Annotated in this window: 16 protein-coding genes; 7 read left to right on the top strand and 9 right to left on the bottom strand. The window is 44.9% G+C overall.

The window, feature by feature from the left end; all coding sequences use genetic code 11:
* The first annotated feature begins 125 nt into the window (after positions 1-125).
* Positions 126-422 carry a type II toxin-antitoxin system TacA family antitoxin gene (locus LAY41_RS02195; RefSeq protein WP_249093606.1) on the top strand — a complete coding sequence of 99 codons (297 nt, stop codon included), beginning with the start codon at positions 126-128 and terminating at the stop codon, positions 420-422.
* Positions 423-509: 87 nt separating this feature from the next.
* Entirely contained in the window at positions 510-710 is a 201-nt protein-coding gene (locus tag LAY41_RS02190) for a GNAT family N-acetyltransferase (RefSeq protein ID WP_249093605.1), read from the top strand.
* A 27-nt stretch (positions 711-737) separates the two neighbouring features.
* On the opposite strand, the gene LAY41_RS02185 is transcribed toward LAY41_RS02190, so the two are convergent.
* The 5 genes from LAY41_RS02185 to LAY41_RS02165 form a co-directional block, all read right to left on the bottom strand.
* A complete protein-coding gene (locus tag LAY41_RS02185) occupies positions 738-1343 on the bottom strand; it encodes a hypothetical protein (protein ID WP_249093603.1) in 606 nt (201 codons plus the stop codon).
* A 25-nt stretch (positions 1344-1368) separates the two neighbouring features.
* Complete coding sequence (locus LAY41_RS02180) at positions 1369-2268, bottom strand: ion channel (RefSeq protein WP_249093600.1); 900 nt, start codon at positions 2266-2268, stop codon at positions 1369-1371.
* Positions 2269-2329: 61 nt separating this feature from the next.
* On the bottom strand, positions 2330-3190 hold the full coding sequence (locus LAY41_RS02175; RefSeq protein WP_249093598.1) for a sulfite exporter TauE/SafE family protein: 861 nt from the start codon (positions 3188-3190) through the stop codon (positions 2330-2332).
* Between the two features lie 191 nt (positions 3191-3381).
* Positions 3382-5016, bottom strand: a complete 1635-nt coding sequence (locus tag LAY41_RS02170) for a lipoxygenase family protein (protein WP_249093596.1) — start codon at positions 5014-5016, stop codon at positions 3382-3384.
* Between the two features lie 73 nt (positions 5017-5089).
* Positions 5090-8659 carry a WD40 domain-containing protein gene (locus tag LAY41_RS02165; protein ID WP_249093593.1) on the bottom strand — a complete coding sequence of 1190 codons (3570 nt, stop codon included), beginning with the start codon at positions 8657-8659 and terminating at the stop codon, positions 5090-5092.
* 191 nt (positions 8660-8850) lie between these two features.
* Between LAY41_RS02165 and LAY41_RS02160 the strand changes: the two genes are divergently transcribed.
* The 4 genes from LAY41_RS02160 (at position 8851) to LAY41_RS02145 (ending at position 11657) form a co-directional block, all read left to right on the top strand.
* Positions 8851-9147, top strand: coding sequence for a hypothetical protein (locus tag LAY41_RS02160; RefSeq protein ID WP_249093591.1), 297 nt, complete (start codon positions 8851-8853; stop codon positions 9145-9147).
* Positions 9148-9217: 70 nt separating this feature from the next.
* Entirely contained in the window at positions 9218-10054 is an 837-nt protein-coding gene (locus LAY41_RS02155; protein WP_249093589.1) for a peptidoglycan-binding protein, read from the top strand.
* Between the two features lie 124 nt (positions 10055-10178).
* Positions 10179-11057 (top strand): GH25 family lysozyme, encoded by an 879-nt coding sequence (locus tag LAY41_RS02150; protein ID WP_249093588.1) that lies wholly within the window; start codon positions 10179-10181, stop codon positions 11055-11057.
* 207 nt (positions 11058-11264) lie between these two features.
* On the top strand, positions 11265-11657 hold the full coding sequence (locus LAY41_RS02145; protein ID WP_249093586.1) for a hypothetical protein: 393 nt from the start codon (positions 11265-11267) through the stop codon (positions 11655-11657).
* Between the two features lie 651 nt (positions 11658-12308).
* On the opposite strand, the gene uraD is transcribed toward LAY41_RS02145, so the two are convergent.
* The 3 genes from uraD to pucL all read right to left on the bottom strand — a co-directional run bounded on the left by uraD (position 12309) and on the right by pucL (position 14177).
* The gene (uraD, locus tag LAY41_RS02140) at positions 12309-12797 is read right to left on the bottom strand and encodes a 2-oxo-4-hydroxy-4-carboxy-5-ureidoimidazoline decarboxylase (RefSeq protein ID WP_249093584.1); all 489 of its coding nucleotides are present in this window, start codon (positions 12795-12797) and stop codon (positions 12309-12311) included.
* A gap of 90 nt (positions 12798-12887) precedes the next feature.
* A complete protein-coding gene (uraH, locus tag LAY41_RS02135) occupies positions 12888-13250 on the bottom strand; it encodes a hydroxyisourate hydrolase (protein WP_249093581.1) in 363 nt (120 codons plus the stop codon).
* A 6-nt stretch (positions 13251-13256) separates the two neighbouring features.
* Entirely contained in the window at positions 13257-14177 is a 921-nt protein-coding gene (gene pucL, locus LAY41_RS02130; RefSeq protein WP_249093579.1) for a factor-independent urate hydroxylase, read from the bottom strand.
* A 98-nt stretch (positions 14178-14275) separates the two neighbouring features.
* Between pucL and puuE the strand changes: the two genes are divergently transcribed.
* Positions 14276-15190, top strand: a complete 915-nt coding sequence (gene puuE, locus LAY41_RS02125; RefSeq protein ID WP_249093578.1) for an allantoinase PuuE — start codon at positions 14276-14278, stop codon at positions 15188-15190.
* A gap of 100 nt (positions 15191-15290) precedes the next feature.
* On the opposite strand, the gene LAY41_RS02120 is transcribed toward puuE, so the two are convergent.
* Entirely contained in the window at positions 15291-15971 is a 681-nt protein-coding gene (locus LAY41_RS02120) for a tetratricopeptide repeat protein (protein ID WP_249093575.1), read from the bottom strand.
* Positions 15972-16025: the final 54 nt, after the last annotated feature.

Here is a 16025-nt window from a genome sequence, read left to right as displayed (position 1 = left end):
TTTGAGTTGTTATTATAGCATAAAGCAAATGACCATTAGGAATTTTCGCTCGATGTATTGACAATGTGTATACAAATCTTTTAAATTAGAAGAGTATCTTTGTTGCTCTCAAAGGGATAGCGGTTATGTATGGGTCAGGAAGTAAAGGGTCAGTCAGCCAGACCCGCGACGTAACGATCAATATCCGAGCTAAGCAAAATCAACGCGATCTAATTGATCGGGCAGCTGAAATACAGGGCAAGAGTCGCTCGGAGTTCATGCTTGAGTCAGCTTATCAAAAAGCTCAAGATGTGATTCTAGACCGAATTTTTTTTGGGCTAGATGAGCGTAAATTTAAGGAATTTGTGGCGCTGTTGGATGCACCACCTATGCGAAATGAGAAATTACAGGCATTGCTAACAACCAAATCTCCGTGGGATTAGATCTAGATCGAGACGAACTCCGCCCTCCTGAAAAACTGAATTCGTTACATCGAATTGAGAACTTTGATTCTGGTAACAGTCAGCTAGATGACTGCTATGCTGCGAGATGCAATTCTTCGCACTCTGCAAGCTGCTGAGATTGCAGGGATACGAGCAGTTCTCGTACACGCCATCTCGGAAGATGCGAAGCGGTTTTATGAGAAGTGTGGGTTTACTGCTTCAGCCATCGATCCGATGACACTCATGGTGAAAGTTAACGATGCCATTGTTTCACTTGGGTTGCAATAAGCAGGGATGGGATAAAAGGCGGGCTATTTACCCTGACTGCATCATCCAGACAAAGAAACTGAGGATTTGCTCTACGGGCGGCAGCGGATAAACTGATAGGTCAATGGTGACGGTTTGTTCTTCAAGCTTGAGGAATTGCCATTGAATGCCATTACTTACACTGCCATAGATGGTTGGAATGGATTTGTCCTTTGTCTGATTAAAGCGTTGAGCGGCGACCATCTCAGCAATGCACTGACCAATTCCCGTTTTCAAGTCTGTTTTTTTCGCCTCTACAATGACTACTGTTGGTGCTTCGATTTCTAACACTTCGGTCGATCGAGTCAGGAGAAAGTCGCAAACGCCGTTAAGTCCAACGGCTTCTTCAATTGTAAAATCTTCCCCAGAGAAGAGGCTGATTTGATGATCGAGAATTCGCCTCACTTCTAAAAGTACGGGGTAGATAATTCCCTCAGAACGGGCTTTTTCACTGCCAGATATCGCAACAATTGGCAGGCTTTCTTTGAGAGTACCTGCTAAAACATCCGAAGGCGCGATCGGGCCTAGTGACGGCAGGAAGCGCGATCGCTCCTGAACTGTGAGCCCGAAGGCTGCTTTTGCTTTACCAATGGTGGTAAATTGGCTGTAGGGCATAGGATTGGATGAGAGGATTTTGGAGTCAAACAGGTGTTACGTCGTGAAAGTGAGTATAGTCGATCGCAAGTTTCCCCTCCGGCATCCTAGAAAAGATATCGACAAAACGCATATTCCATCGAATATCCTGCGCCACAAAATTGTGGCGAGCATGAATAGTCTGCGAAACCGTTTCGTCAAGTCCGGTTAGCGTTACTACTAGATCCAAATTCGTCTCTGCTAGAGATTCTGCGGTCAACCCATACAGAGGACTCATCTCGTCAATTGGGTGCATAATCGTCCAAGTCAGCGCGAATATCGGCGTCTTGCTGCGAAGCAGTTTCATGTCGTAGAAGCGACGCATAGCTTGTCCTTCTGCGGTAACTTCATCGCGTAGCAAACTCACCCGCATCTCGGCTGACAAAATCTGGTTGTGGCGTTCGTTAGCCGCCCGAAACATCAGTGTCGGCACACCATTATGGGGAGCGATCGCAGCTACGCGGCTGAATAGCACTCTTGCGGTAGGGCGGGAAAACCGGGCGAACATCAGTCCCGTAGCCATAGCCAACCCCATCAAACCCGCTAGTGCTTCGATCGAAACCACTACATTCGCGTAGTATGTGCGCGGATACATAGCCCCGTAGCCGATCGAAGCCATTGTCTGAACGCTGAAGAAGAAAGCATCAGAAAATGAGCCCGGATGGGCATTCTCAATACAATCTCCTCCCGCTAAATAAGCTAGGGCAAACAGTGCGTTGGCGACAACATAATACAGAGAAATTATGGCTATAAATTTAGGCCAAGAAACGGTGAGCAGCAAATGGTAGGGGTCGCGCCAGTGCGAGTGCGATGAGCCTTTACGGATGACATTCAAGCTGCGATCGCGCGATCGTGTCAAGGGCCGATCGCGATTAAAAATACGCAGCAATTTAGGGCGACGTTTCATATAGTAGTTATAATTTTTGAGCGCTGAGTTTTGAATTGAGCATCTCTTAACTTAAACTAAGCTAAGAATTCAAAACTATTTTGCTATAACTTTGCCATGCTTGCCAGAAAACATAAATCGATAAAACCCCCAACAGAGTCCGAAAGGCTAAGCTGACGATTTCATCTGACAACTTCGGTAGAAAGCGCGTACTAATTTGGGCTCCTAAAAAGCCACCAAATCCCAGCATAAGCCCCTCAGAAAGCAAGACATTGCCTCGCAAAGCGTGTCCCGCACAAGCTGATATAGCTGTAATGATGATGACACCCAAACTCGTCTGAATCGCAGTTTTGATAGTTTCTCCTAAAAGCAAAATTTGCAGGGGCACCATAATCACACCTCCACCAACTCCAAACAAACCTGCCAGTATGCCTGCTGCACCCCCAGTGGCAATTCTAGCGACAGAATTTTGGATTTTGGTGAGTTCCCAAACTTCTGCCTGGGAATGCGGATTTGGGATTTCTGATGGGGAATTACTCACCTCCTCCTCTGCTGTGCTGCTGGCAATTTCTTTAGCAGTCAGGTGCTGGCGTAGATTGACTAAGTAAATGTTCAAAAGTAGCAGCAGTCCAAACGCCACCAGCAGGAAATAAGGGCGAATGTTGGTGGCTATGTAAGTACCAATTTGTGCGGTCACTACAGCGGGAAATCCGATCGCCAGCACCTTTTGGAAGCTTAAAAAGCCCATCCGCCAATTTTGTATGCTGCCAGAAATCGCCGTGATCAAAATCGACAGGCTACTGGTGCCAACCGCTTGCACTGGGGTGTAGTTCAATGCCACCAAGAACGGTACAAGCACCGTACCGCCGCCTATGCCCAAAAATCCAGCCAGAATTCCCGCAAACAGCCCAGCAACAGCCAAAATCAGTAAACTTGTATACATTATGCTAATTTTAGATTTTAGATTTTAGATTTTACTTTCAATTGGCAATTCTTTAATCTAAAATTTAAAATTCAGAACTTACGCAAAAACCAAAATTTTGCCCCCCTAGCCCCCCAAATCTGGGGGGCGAAGAGTCCTGTTCCCCCCAGATTTGGGGGGCTAGGGGGGAGAAAGCGTAAGTCTTAAAATTCTTAAATGCTGATGCTGTTGGGAATTAGGGAGGGTTTGAGGTAGATGTAAGGTACTAAACGCTTCTTGTTGTTCAAATCAATTTCCTGTTCCACTGCGTTCAAATCTTCTTGGAATCGATCGACAGCAGCCTGCGCCTGTGGGTCTTGGAACTTATTGTCATAGTAGCCCAATTTGTCATAACGGTAGGCGGACAGTATATGTACGATCGCCAGTTGGTCAGCCGCCTGTTTGGGTGGTGGAAGAAAAGACATCAAGCTTTTCGGGTCGGGAATGGAAAGATCTTCTGTAATCGGTTGATAGGCGGCTAGGGGCATATTAGGAACGAAGGCCATGTACTCGTATTGGGGGTAGTTCACAGCTGCGTGCTGGGGGCCGCAGGTGAAGATAATTGTGGTGACGATATCAACCAATTGCTCTACGGTTTCGATGCGATCGCGCATACCCTTGACCCGTCCACCTTCCGGCGAAACCAATTCCTGTGCCCAAGCTTGTAATTCAAAGTCTTGGCTCACATCCTGCGGCGTTTGGTAGTAAATTTTCAGGTAGTTGGTGACGAATTTTTGGAGCGCATTCCAGACTAGCATTCCATCATCCCGATAGGGATAATGAGGCAACCTTTCCACGTCATCCATGCCGCGATTTTCGATCTCGGTCGGCAAGGCAAACCCATCCAAACTCCATGTTTCATAGGCATTCTTGACAATTTGCAGCGACTCTTGTAAGGTTCCGCCTAGCAATTCATCGACATAGCCACCTCTGTTGATCAAGCGTTTGCGACCCAAATCATTATTCGCTAACATGAATTGGAGGTGAGGTCTTAACAGTAAGCCCAAGGGATGATTTTGAGCTAATTGTCTAGCAGTAACAATGGCAAATGGTTCCATCACAAAGTGAGTGCGGCACAGATGGCTGCTCATTTCATGGTGGTTGCCATCAGCAATCTGAACGCAAAGCTTGGCTTTAAACCAGGTTAAAGGGTGATCGAAAGGTGTAATGATATTGCTCGTTTCACCGTTTTCCTGGTTAAATTGGATAGCTACGGGTACAAGTTGACCGCGATCGCTATAGCCAGAACTTCGCCAGCAAAAAAAGGCCACCGGCTTCGGCAAATAGCTCTTACCGCGCTCGTAAGTGCCTCCTTGCACAAACGAAAGCCTACTGTAATCAGCTATATACAGATTCCCATTATTCAGTTCTTGCTGTAAGTTCAACGATGACCCAAACTTGGTTTGCAATTTTTCCACAAAATTGAGCGGCAACTGCTTAATATTGGTTAAGACCATAGGATTGACGCCGCACAGCCGCTGTTCGCAGAAGGAGTCGTCGGTTTGGTAGGTCTTGATCGTTTTCGGTCTGGGTAGGACTGGGAAAAAGTCCTCGTAGTCTTGCAGTTCATCCAGGGGGTCCCAGAGCGATCGCAAATTCACAGCCAGGTTGTTGACGGGAAGTTCGGATGTGGCTAATAGGCGTTCGGCGATATATTTGCCTGAGAAGTTTTCTACCTGGGGTAAGTTATCGAGCTGGGACAGAGGAGGTAAATAGTCTAAGTCAAACTGGTAGTCTGCACGATTGCGCTGCAACCAATCGAGTCGTTTTTGCGGTTCGGCGTCATTTTGTGGGAGGTAAGGTGTCATAATCGGGCATTTATATACTTCATTTTCAAATTATGCTTTCACTGGCCTTGAGACTGCTACCGGATAAAAATCTTCACGCTTCCACTGCACCAAGAGATATCAGGGTGGTTTTCTGAGCTTCAGTTAAGCCGGTAACGCCAGTAATATTCATTCCCTGATAGGGGTCAGCAGCTTTCAGAGTTCTTCGGCACTCACCCGTATCGACATCCCAAAGCTTAATCGTCTTATCTTGACTGCCGCTGGCTAAGGTTTTGCCTTGACGGCTAAAGGCAACTGACCAAATTCGACCATTGTGTCCTTCCAGAGTTTTGAGACACTCACCAGTACTGATATCCCACAATCTTACCGTTTGGTCGTCACTGCTGCTGGCAAGGAATTTACCATCAGGACTAAAGGCAACAGACTTTACTCCATCACTGTGTCCGTACAAAGTTATGCGGCATTCACCAGTACTGATATCCCACAATTTCACAGTATTGTCATCGCTGCTGCTGACCAAGATCTTAGTATCGGGACTGAAAGCGACTGACCAAACAATACTGGTGTGTCCTTGCAATGTTCTTAGGCAGTTGCCTGTAGCGATATCCCACAACTTGACAGTGTTGTCGCTGCTGCCAGTAGCCAGAGTTTGACCATCTGGACTGAAAGTGACTGTCCAAATCCAATCGGTGTGACCCAACAAAGTTTTTAGGCATTGTTCTGTATCGATATCCCATAACTTTGCTGTATTGTCCCAACTCCCGCTAGCCAGAGTCTTACCTTCAGGACTGAAAGCAACTGACCTTACCACATTGGTATGCCCCTGCAAAGTTCTTAGGCAGCTCCCAGTACTAACATCCCATAATTTTAATGTTTCGCTGCTGCTGGCTAGGGTGTTACCTTCAGGACTGAAAGCGACTGACAATACCCACGTTTTATGTCCGGTGCAACATTTGAGTAACTGACCGGACTGAGCGTTCCAAAGTCTTAGAGAGGAGTCGCTGCTACCGCTAGCGAGGATCGTACCATCGGGACTGAAGGCGACTGACGCTACCTGATAAGTTTGCCCTTGCAAAGTTCTCAGGCATTGACCAGTACGAGGGTTCCACAGTTTCACCGTTTGGTTGTGACTGCTGCTAGCCAAGATCTGACCGTCGGGACTGAAGGCGACTGACTGTACCCAATCGGTCTGCAAAGTTCTCAGGCATTGACCTGTCTTGGCATCCCAGCAGCGTAGGGTGTGGTCATGACTGCTACTGGCAAGAGTCTGACCATCTGGACTAAAGGCAACCGATCGCACTAAATGAGTATGTCCCTCCAAAGTTAAGAGAGGCTGACCGCTAGAAGCATCCCACAATTTGAGGGTGCGATCGGCACTGCCGGTAACCAGAGTTTTACCATCCGGGCTGTAGGCAACTGACCAGACCCAGTGGGTATGCCCCTGCAAAGTTCTCAGGCATTCGCCTGTGCGAATATCCCACAACCGCACCGTTTGGTCATCGCTGCTGCTAGCTAGTAGCACAGGCGTCTCGCCTGTGACATCAGATGGACTAAAGGCGATCGATCGTACTGAATTAGTATGTCCCTCCAAAGTTCTCAAAGGCTGACCGCTAGAAACATCCCACAATCTGATAGTGCGATCGAAACTGGCAGAAGCCAGCGTTCGACCATCAGGACTGAAGGCGACCGACCATACCCAGTTGGTATGCCCGTGCAAAGTTCTCAGGCATTGTCCGGTGTTGACATCCCATAACTTCACTGTTTGGTCATTACTACTGCTAGCTAGAGTTTGACCGTCGGGACTGAATGCGATCGACAATACCCAATGAGTATGTCCCCTACAGGTCATCATAGGTCTCCCATCGGCAACTTGCCACAAGCGAATCTCAGCAGCGTCACCGCCTGTTGCTAAAAGTTTTCCATTCGGGCTAAATACCACCGACATAATGCTACCGAAGGTTTCTGTAAAAGCTGATTTAGACAGATCTGCACGAGCGAAATTGACATCGTGCAAATTCACTCCCTGTAGATAAGCTTGCCAAACCGTTAGCTCGGAAAAATCATAACCAGTTAAATCAGTCTTCAGTTGGCACAGCAGATTCAGAATATTGCCAGCGGCATACCCAGGCTCTTGGGGAAATTCTTTTCGCAACCTTGATATAATTTGATTCAGCTTATTTTCTACATTAATTTTACCCCTACAAATAGTTATTAACCTATCCGCTACTTGTTGGAGTATGAGGCTAATTTGGCTTTGTCTGATATAGTCTTTGGCCTGTGCCTTGATTAAAGCGTGGCTGTTGAGAATATTGATTTTTTCCGTGATAATCTCTTGGCAAACCCGATCGATTAAACGCTCGGTAACGTACTCCATGACCACAGGCTGTTGCGTAAAACTTGGCAAGTCTGTCTTTTTCTCAATCAGCGATCGCCATTTCAGAAAATTCAGCGATTCCAACACTTTTGGCCGCCATCGGGGTAAAACATCTAACTGTAATTCTGTAATTGAAACCCCCTCGCGCTCGATCGCCAACCAGTACATAATCTCCTGTTCTGCATCTGACAAGCGTTCCATCTGCCGATCTAAAAGCTGCCGAATGTTATCAAAAACCGCAAGTCCTGGCTTTAAAACTTCTTCTAGATATTCAGAAATATTTTTATCAAATAAGTTTTCAATAACTGGAGCCACCATTTTTAAAGCTAGCGGATTACCAGCATAGTGTTCGATTAAGGTTTTCCATTCGTTATATGAGCCAATGAAGGAACCCTTTCGATTAAAGATTTCTCGTCCTTCAGCTTCTTTTAAGCCAGTTAGTTGTAATGAGCGAACAGGTAGTTCTTCCCCTTCCAACGGCGCAATTTCTGTAGGCTTCTCCCGACTGGTTAGCACTAAGCAGCTGCAATGGGGTGTTTCTCCCACCTGTCTGATTAACTCTCTATACCCATCATAGCCTTCGCGATATTTTCCGGGCCGATCGCCAGGGCAAAGAATCGTCTCGAAATTGTCCAATACCAACAGACAGCGGTGTTGACGCAAACATTCAATTAGTCGGGATATTCTAGCGTTGACGCTTTCTGGTAAATCGGTTTCCTCTTGGTTGGAAAGCGATTGCAGCAAGTTGGCTAAGACTTCTTCGATTAGTGGAGCGTTGCGGAGACTTCGCCAGATGACAAATTCAAACTTATCCTGAATCTGTTCCGCTAGCTTTACAGACAGAGAAGTTTTACCCATCCCCCCCATGCCGAGTAACGCCACCAAACGACAGCGATCGTTGACAATCCATTGCTCTAATGTAGCCAGTTCTGCGGTGCGACCATAAAAAAGCGCGACATCCGGCGCTTCTCCCCAATCTTGGTAACGGTTGGGAGGTAGTGGAGGCGGGATAGGTTCTACGGGGCGTGGATCTGGGTTTAGCTCCTTCCTGCGCCTCAAAACTGCCTTAAAGTTACCTTTAGTTACTTCCTCCCCAAAAGCTTGAGTGAGGATTTTCCATAACTTGGCACCAACATTCTTGATGTGTTCGGAATCGTAGCCGAGTTCCTTTGCTATCTCCGGAAAGGTCTTTCCTTCCCAAGAGCCGCGAAATATCTGCTCTTGAACATCATTGAGCTTTTCTGGGTTCAGAACTTTATCTACGATACCTAGAGCTTCGTCAATAGTCATTTTATTAATAGAGTTTTAAAGTCTTTTTCTAATCTTAACTTACTTTTTATTACTACGCTCACCTTTTCGGGTGAGTTTAACCCAGTTTATTTCTCCAAAACCTTGTGACTATTTACTACTTTTTCTCACTGCACAACCAAAAAAACAGAATTAGATTTAATACATCAGCCAAACGAGTTGGTCGAAATCAAATGAACACAGTTAACCAACCAACATTCCCTAACAATAACGCCAAAAGCATCTTTGAGAGCAAAACTTTCTGGGGTGCAGCATTAACAGCGTTAGCAGCGATCGCTCCTATTATAGGCGATGCAGTTAGCAAACACGAACTCTCGGTACAACACACCGTAAACATCGTGATTATTCTGGCTACGACTGGTGCAACTGTAGCCGGACGGGTTCAGGCAGAATCCCCTGTCTTTACCCCAGATGGTTTCCCAGGCCCGAACAAATCCGATTTTGAAACGAATGCTTCAAAAAATACTTGATAAAACTTGTTTTCTTGAGGCAGTAAGCACCGTACTTTTTACAACAAACACTTTTCTGGAGAAATTAATTATGATGCTCAAAAATGCTCCCGGCTCTTCAACTAGCATAGTTAGCCAACTCGACAAGCAAATTATCGCTCAGGTAAACCTCTTAATTCCGAACAACCCGCTTGTCAGTTTTACAGATCTAAATGTGGTAGCAGGTGGCAATGCGGTTTGGCCTTTGCTACAAAAAGATGCTAAAGCAGCACTGCAACGTGCTATTAACGAACGCGATCAAACGCTTGTTGTTAACTCAGCTTATCGCACAATTGCCCAGCAATTCTTTCTGTTCATTAACAAAGATCGGCTCGGCATTCCCAAGGTAGCCCCTGTAGGTAAAAGCAATCACCAAAGCGGTTTGGCATTGGATATTGAAGACCATGACGGTTGGAAACCTTACCTCAAAAAGTACGGTTGGCAATGGTTTGGCCCTAGTGACTCCGTACATTTCTCTTTCGGAGGAGAAGGTAATCCTAATGCTCAAAGTTACAAGATTGCCGCTATCAAAGCTTTCCAAAAACTCTGGAACTTAAACAATCCCGATCGCATTCTGACAGTGGACGGTGATGTTGGCCCTATGACTTTGGCACGACTGGGTGAGTCACCCATAGAAGGTTTTTCTAAGGGAGATAAATCTTCCGTCAATCCTCTCAGGAGGGTGCTGCGACTAACCGATCCCTTGATGCAAGGAGAAGACGTGCGCGAACTTCAGCAGGCATTAATTAAGATGAATTTCAATCTTAATGCCGATGGCTTCTTTGGTACGACTACTGATGCCGCAATCAAGAAGTTTCAACAAGACAAGGATTTGATTGCTGATGGTGTTGTGGGGCTAGTAACGCTTAAGAGGATGGGTTTGTTATAACCCAGTCGCACTGTTAGTTTAATCGATTGTCACAGTAGGTAAGTAAAAAATAATCATGAAAATTATTGTTTTACTTACCTACTTATCAAGCAAGTTTTTCACAATTAAACCGAGGAATTGAAAAATGGTATCCACAAAACTGCCTATTCTCCGTCGGGGAGATGGAATTGACTTTCCCGAATTGCAAGATGACGTCAAGCTGCTGCAAACAAAATTGGGTTTTTTCGGAGACAATATTGATGGAAAGTTCGGACTAGGGACAGAGAAATCGGTTAAGCATTTTCAGCAAGGTAAGGGTCTAGAGGTTGATGGGATTGTTGCTAAAAACACTTGGTCAGCAATTTTAGACGCACCTGTCGAAGTCTTCAATCCCAGAATTATTGGCATTGATGTTTCCATGCACAATAAAATTGTAGATTGGCAGGCTGTTAAGAAAGCGAATATCTCCTACGCTTTTGCCAAGGCAACTGAGGGTGGTGACTTCGTAGACCAAACTTTTGCGACCAATTGGTTACAAATGAAACAAGCTGGTATTATTCGCGGCGCATATCATTTTTTCCGCCCCTTGAAAACTGGCGAACAACAGGCAGATAACTTCCTGAAAACGCTTGGCAATCTGGAACTGAGTGACTTGTCTCCAGTAGTGGATTTGGAACAATTTCCCGAATCTGTGGCTAAGCAATGGAAAACTATCTCTTTCAACCAACGTATTGACAGGGTGCAAAAGTTCCTGCATAAGGTAGAACAGGTGACGGGACGCAAACCCATCATTTATACCAGTAACTCTTTTTGGCAGGAATTCATGAATAACTCTGAAGTTTTCACTGCGTACCGGCTTTGGATTGCACACTATACAGATAAGCCTCAGCCTCTTGTTCCGGCTAATAACTGGGGAGGAAAAGGTTGGACGTTATGGCAATATACAGAAACAGGTGTAGTAGCTGGAGTTACTGGCAAGTTCGATATAAACAGGTTCAATGGTTCGATTGACAAATTGATCTAAGACAGATAGCCTGACAGGGAATCAATTCCCTGTCTAATCGGCTGATCAACCCAATTAGGTACGTTGTTGCGCTTTAGCGCTCTTATCCCAGTTGTAATAAGTGCGCTAAAGCGCAACAACGTACCCTTATGCAAAAATACTTACAATGGGTGAATTACCATAGCTAAAATTTGGGTTACTTTTAAAAGTAGTGTCACCAATTCGATTATGAAATTAAAAACCTTTACAAACAAGTGCTTAATTCCTGCGATCGCCCTGACTTCGATCGCCACCGCGTTTTTCGCATTCACATCTCCAACTCTTGCCAATACAGTTTTAAGGAATGGACAATGGAGGATAAATATTGGCAATGAAGATTCTTGGAATGGTGTAAACGGAACGGGGAATTTAACTTATCGAGGCTGCGATACTAGAAATCGCTGTATCTCTTTAAGAAACGGTAAAGTCAGTTGCAGAGAGGGAGTTTGTACAAAGGCTTGGCGTAATGGAGAATATTTTTATGTTGTTAGTTCTCCTATGACTGAAAACGGTAACGCACCCTCAACATTAATAGTTAGGAGAGGTAATCAAGTTATCGTTCGTAGCACCGGATTGAGATAGAAAAAACAATCGAAAAGATTAGTTAAAATGATTTTAGGCTGGGTTTCGCAGACGTGACACCCAACCTATCGCAATTGGAGGATGAATAATACATTACGCGGTGGTAATTGAAAAATCAGAAGTAAATTTTTCGGCTTACGTTGTCAATGGCTTCGCTTACAACCCGCCGGGAATCAATTCCCCGTCTAATAGCGAAAGTCGGTTAAAACCGACTGAAAACCCCCAGAAACCCGGTTTCTTTCCACCTAGCCCGACAGGGAATCAATTCCCTGTCTCATAGCGAAAGTCGGTTTTAACCGACTGAAAACCCCCAGAAACCCGGTTTCTTCAAGAAACCGGGTTTCTTATCACTCAGTCCACTTCAGTGGACTTTCGCTATTAACCTGGGGTTTGAACCCCAGGCGGGCTGGTGGGCTGGTGGGCTGGCGGACTGGCGGGCTGGCGGACTGGCGGGCTGGTGATCTGACAGATATTGCTGGTGGGCGTTGCAATTGGCACAATATCTAAATTGAAAAAAAAACGAAATTTCAGCTATAGCCCTTATAAGGTAGATGAGGTATGACTGACAGCTTATATAACCACTAAATTAAGAGGGCTAAAGCCCAACTACGTACCTCACTTACTTGAGAACCGCTATAATCCAAAACAGCTTCAATTAAAATAACGAAACCAAGCAATCTGATAAATTTCCTGCAAAGCGCTTTCTATTTCAGCTTCCCTACTATTTTGCAACCGCATAGAAAAGGCATCCAGAATACTTTCTTTAGTATGATTTTTCACCGCAATAATAAAAGGAAAGGCAAATTTTTCTTGATATGCTTGATTAAGCGACTGAAATCTTTCATACTCTTCACTACTTAACCTATCCAATCCAGCACCAGCTTGTTCTTGCACGGAAGATTCGCTCATTTTTAGTTTACTTCCCAAATCTGGATGCGATCGAATTAATACCAGTTGTTCATCTAAACTTGCATCTCGCACCACTCCCACCATTGTTTGATGCAGCGATCCTAAATCTGCAAAAGGTCGTTTGTTATACGCTTTTTCAGCTACCCAAGGTGAATCCTCAAAAATTGCGCCCAAAGCTTCGACAAAATCTCGTTGACTCATTTGATTGAGTACGTCTATTTGGTACTTCATCGTTTTACTATATTTCCTGTAAAAGTTCTAATCTTCATCTGTGTTCATCTGTGGTTTAATCAAAAAACTTTGACTCAAAATGTCTACCAATCAACTACCGCGATAGGTACTATACGCCCAAGGAGATGTTAGCAATGGTACATGATAATGAGCGTGAATATCCGCAATGCCAAACCGAATGGGAATGCGATCGAGAAAGTGCGGTTGAGGAGTTTTAATTGACTGAGAACTAAAGTATTCGCCCACTGCAAATATTAACTCGTAAACTCCTACCTCTAACTCACCCTCAGCGAGTAACGGTGCATTGGTGCGTCCATCTTTATTAGTTCGCACTGTTTTTAACAGTTTTTTACCCTCATAGTGTGGAGTAAGCAACCACAGTTCTATCTCCATATTTGCTGCGGGACAACCCTGAGTTGTATCGAGTACATGAGTAGTGAGTTTACCGGCCATATTTGATTAATCTCTGCTTAATTTTAACTTGATCATTCCATAAGGCGGTCGCGGATCGCAATAAACTTTGATTTTTTCGTTTTCTTCTGAAACAAATGCTGTATCCCAAAGTCGATTTTGAGCTGTAAAGGAAACTTCTGCCATTTGGGGGAAGCGATTTAGCAGTCGAATGCCCATTTCGTGGATGAGATGTTGGATTGATTTGCTGACAAATTCATGGAAGACAACTTGGACGAGATCGCGTACTTGTTCGGGTGCGATGTATTGGGATAAGTCGGGTGCGATCGCATTTTCTACATCCCCATATTTCCAGTTGGCATCCAGATAGATGAACAAAGGCCGATCGCTTTTTTCTGGCAATGTGGTATATCCATCGCGATCGAAGCTGGCAAATGAACTTCCGGTAATCTTAATTAACTGAAATCCAACGCGACCGCATTCGTGAGATATAATCTTGATATCTTCTCCATCGCGATCGAAATCTAAAGTTGCGATCGCATAATCATTATGTGACCTACTAAACAACACGCCGCTATCTACAAAAGTACCATTTTGAGGAACAGACGCCGCATTAAAAGGTTGTTCTTTTCCCGTTATCCGCAGGGATGACATCTGGGGATAAGTTGCCAAAAACTGTTTGCCGAGGAAATCGAGAAAACCTTCTAGAGTGGAACCACCAAATGCGATCGCTTGTTTCAAAACAAAGTTTTTCATCGTATCGGTAGCGACCACATTTCTGTTATCGCCCTCAGTATAAGCTGGCAAAAAATTATCGCCAAGCACCTCCACACCAACATCCACAGCAAACAGTATATTTTCTTTCTCAGAAAACGCCGACTCAGGAATTGCTGTTAACCCCGACATCGGTTTGGCATAGGTGCGATAAAGCGTAACTTGTTCTTTGCCGTAGCTAATTTCTGCGCCCACTATATACTCCTCTGCAAATTTCCTTTAGGATAAAAAACCAGCATCTTGAAATTTTCACCAGATAACTGTAACAAAAACTACGAAAAGAGGAAGTGACGATGACTACAGTTTACCCCCGCGATCTGGTCGGTTACGGTGCCAATCCACCCCATCCAAAATGGCCGGGAGATGCCCGCATTGCTTTACAAATCGTGATGAATTACGAAGAAGGTTCCGAATATTCTATCCCCGATGGCGATAACCATTCGGAAACTTATTTGTGGGAAGTTCCCGGTGCATCGATCGGGCCAGGAAATCGGGATTTAATCGTCGAATCAGTTTATGAATATGGCAGTCGCGCGGGGTTTTGGCGGCTGATGCGTTTGTTTGCCGATCGCGACATCAGAATTACCGTTTTTGGTGCTGCGCTGGCCTTAGAGCGCAATCCAGAAGCGGCACGTGCGATCGTTGAGGCTGGATACGATGTCTGCTGCCACGGTTGGCGCTGGATTGGGCATCACCTGTTGAGTGAAGAGGAGGAACGCGAACATATTCAGCGTGCCATTAAATCCCTGGAAAAAACCACTGGTAGCCGTCCGTTGGGTTGGTATTGTCGCTATGCACCGAGTTTAAATACACGGCGTTTAATAGTAGAAGAAGGCGGATTTTTATACGATTCCGATGCCTATAATGATGACTTGCCCTATTGGGTGAAAGTCGAAGATAAACCCCATCTTGTGATTCCATACACTCTCGATAATAATGATATGAAATTTTCGGTGGCGCCTGGATTTAACAGCGGCGATGACTTCTTTACTTATCTCAAAGATGCCTTTGATGTTCTCTACGAAGAAGGTGAAATAGCGCCGAAAATGATGTCAGTTGGATTGCATACCCGACTGGCGGGACGACCGGGAAGAACACCAGCATTGGCGCGATTTTTAGACTATGTACAAAAACACGATAAAGTTTGGATTTGTCGCAGGATTGATATTGCCGAACATTGGATTAAACAACATCCATACCAACCATAAAAATTATGCCTAGCGGTCAGTGTGTCAATCAAAAATTCTATCCATTCATCTGTGTTCATCTGTGGTTAAAAATATCCAAAAAAACCTTTTCAGCTAAGTGCTAAACATTGCCATATCTCTCAACTATTTTGAATAGTTGCCAGAGGCGTGTAGGTGCAGCCGCTTCCTCTTGGTTTGGCCCGATCGCAAAACTCTGTTGTTCGTACTCAGTCGCTTTGGCATATTCGCCCAGATAACGGTAAGCTGTTACCAAATTGTTCAAACAAAGTGCCTCCCCTCGGCGGTTTTTAAGTTTTTGTTGGATGGCCAAACTTTGCTGATGGTAATCAATTGCTTTTGTATAGTTACCCAGAGAATAGTAAACAGTTCCTAAATTTCCCAAAGCATCCGCCTCCTCTTGGCGATCTTTTATCTCGCGTGCGATCGCTAAATCTTGCTCAAGGTATTCGATCGCTTTGTCCTCATCATCCAAAAGAAAATAAGCATATCCAATATTTCCCAAACTCCGTCCCTCACCTCGGCGGTCTTTAATTTCCTGGTAGATAGTCAGTGCTTTTTGCCAAGACTCCAAAGCCGCATCAAATTGACGGTTTTTCTGTACTTGTTCAAACCCTTGCTGTTGCAATCGGTCTGCTTCTGCTTGGCGATCGACTAAAGTTTCAGCCTGTACCGGGATTGTAAACAATGAGGCTGAAAAGGTGGGCGGGAAAGGCGTTTGCACAGAAAATAAAAGAGCGATGAAGGCTATGATTTTAGTTGGCGATCGCATGATTATTGGCATAGACTAGATGTACGCAGATAATGTCCGCTCTAACCACAATTAAGTTCCCATCGG

This window comes from Argonema galeatum A003/A1 (assembly GCF_023333595.1).
GTDB lineage: Bacteria > Cyanobacteriota > Cyanobacteriia > Cyanobacteriales > Aerosakkonemataceae > Argonema > Argonema galeatum.
Note: the sequence above shows the minus strand (reverse complement) of the source record. Positions and strands in the feature narration are given on the sequence as shown.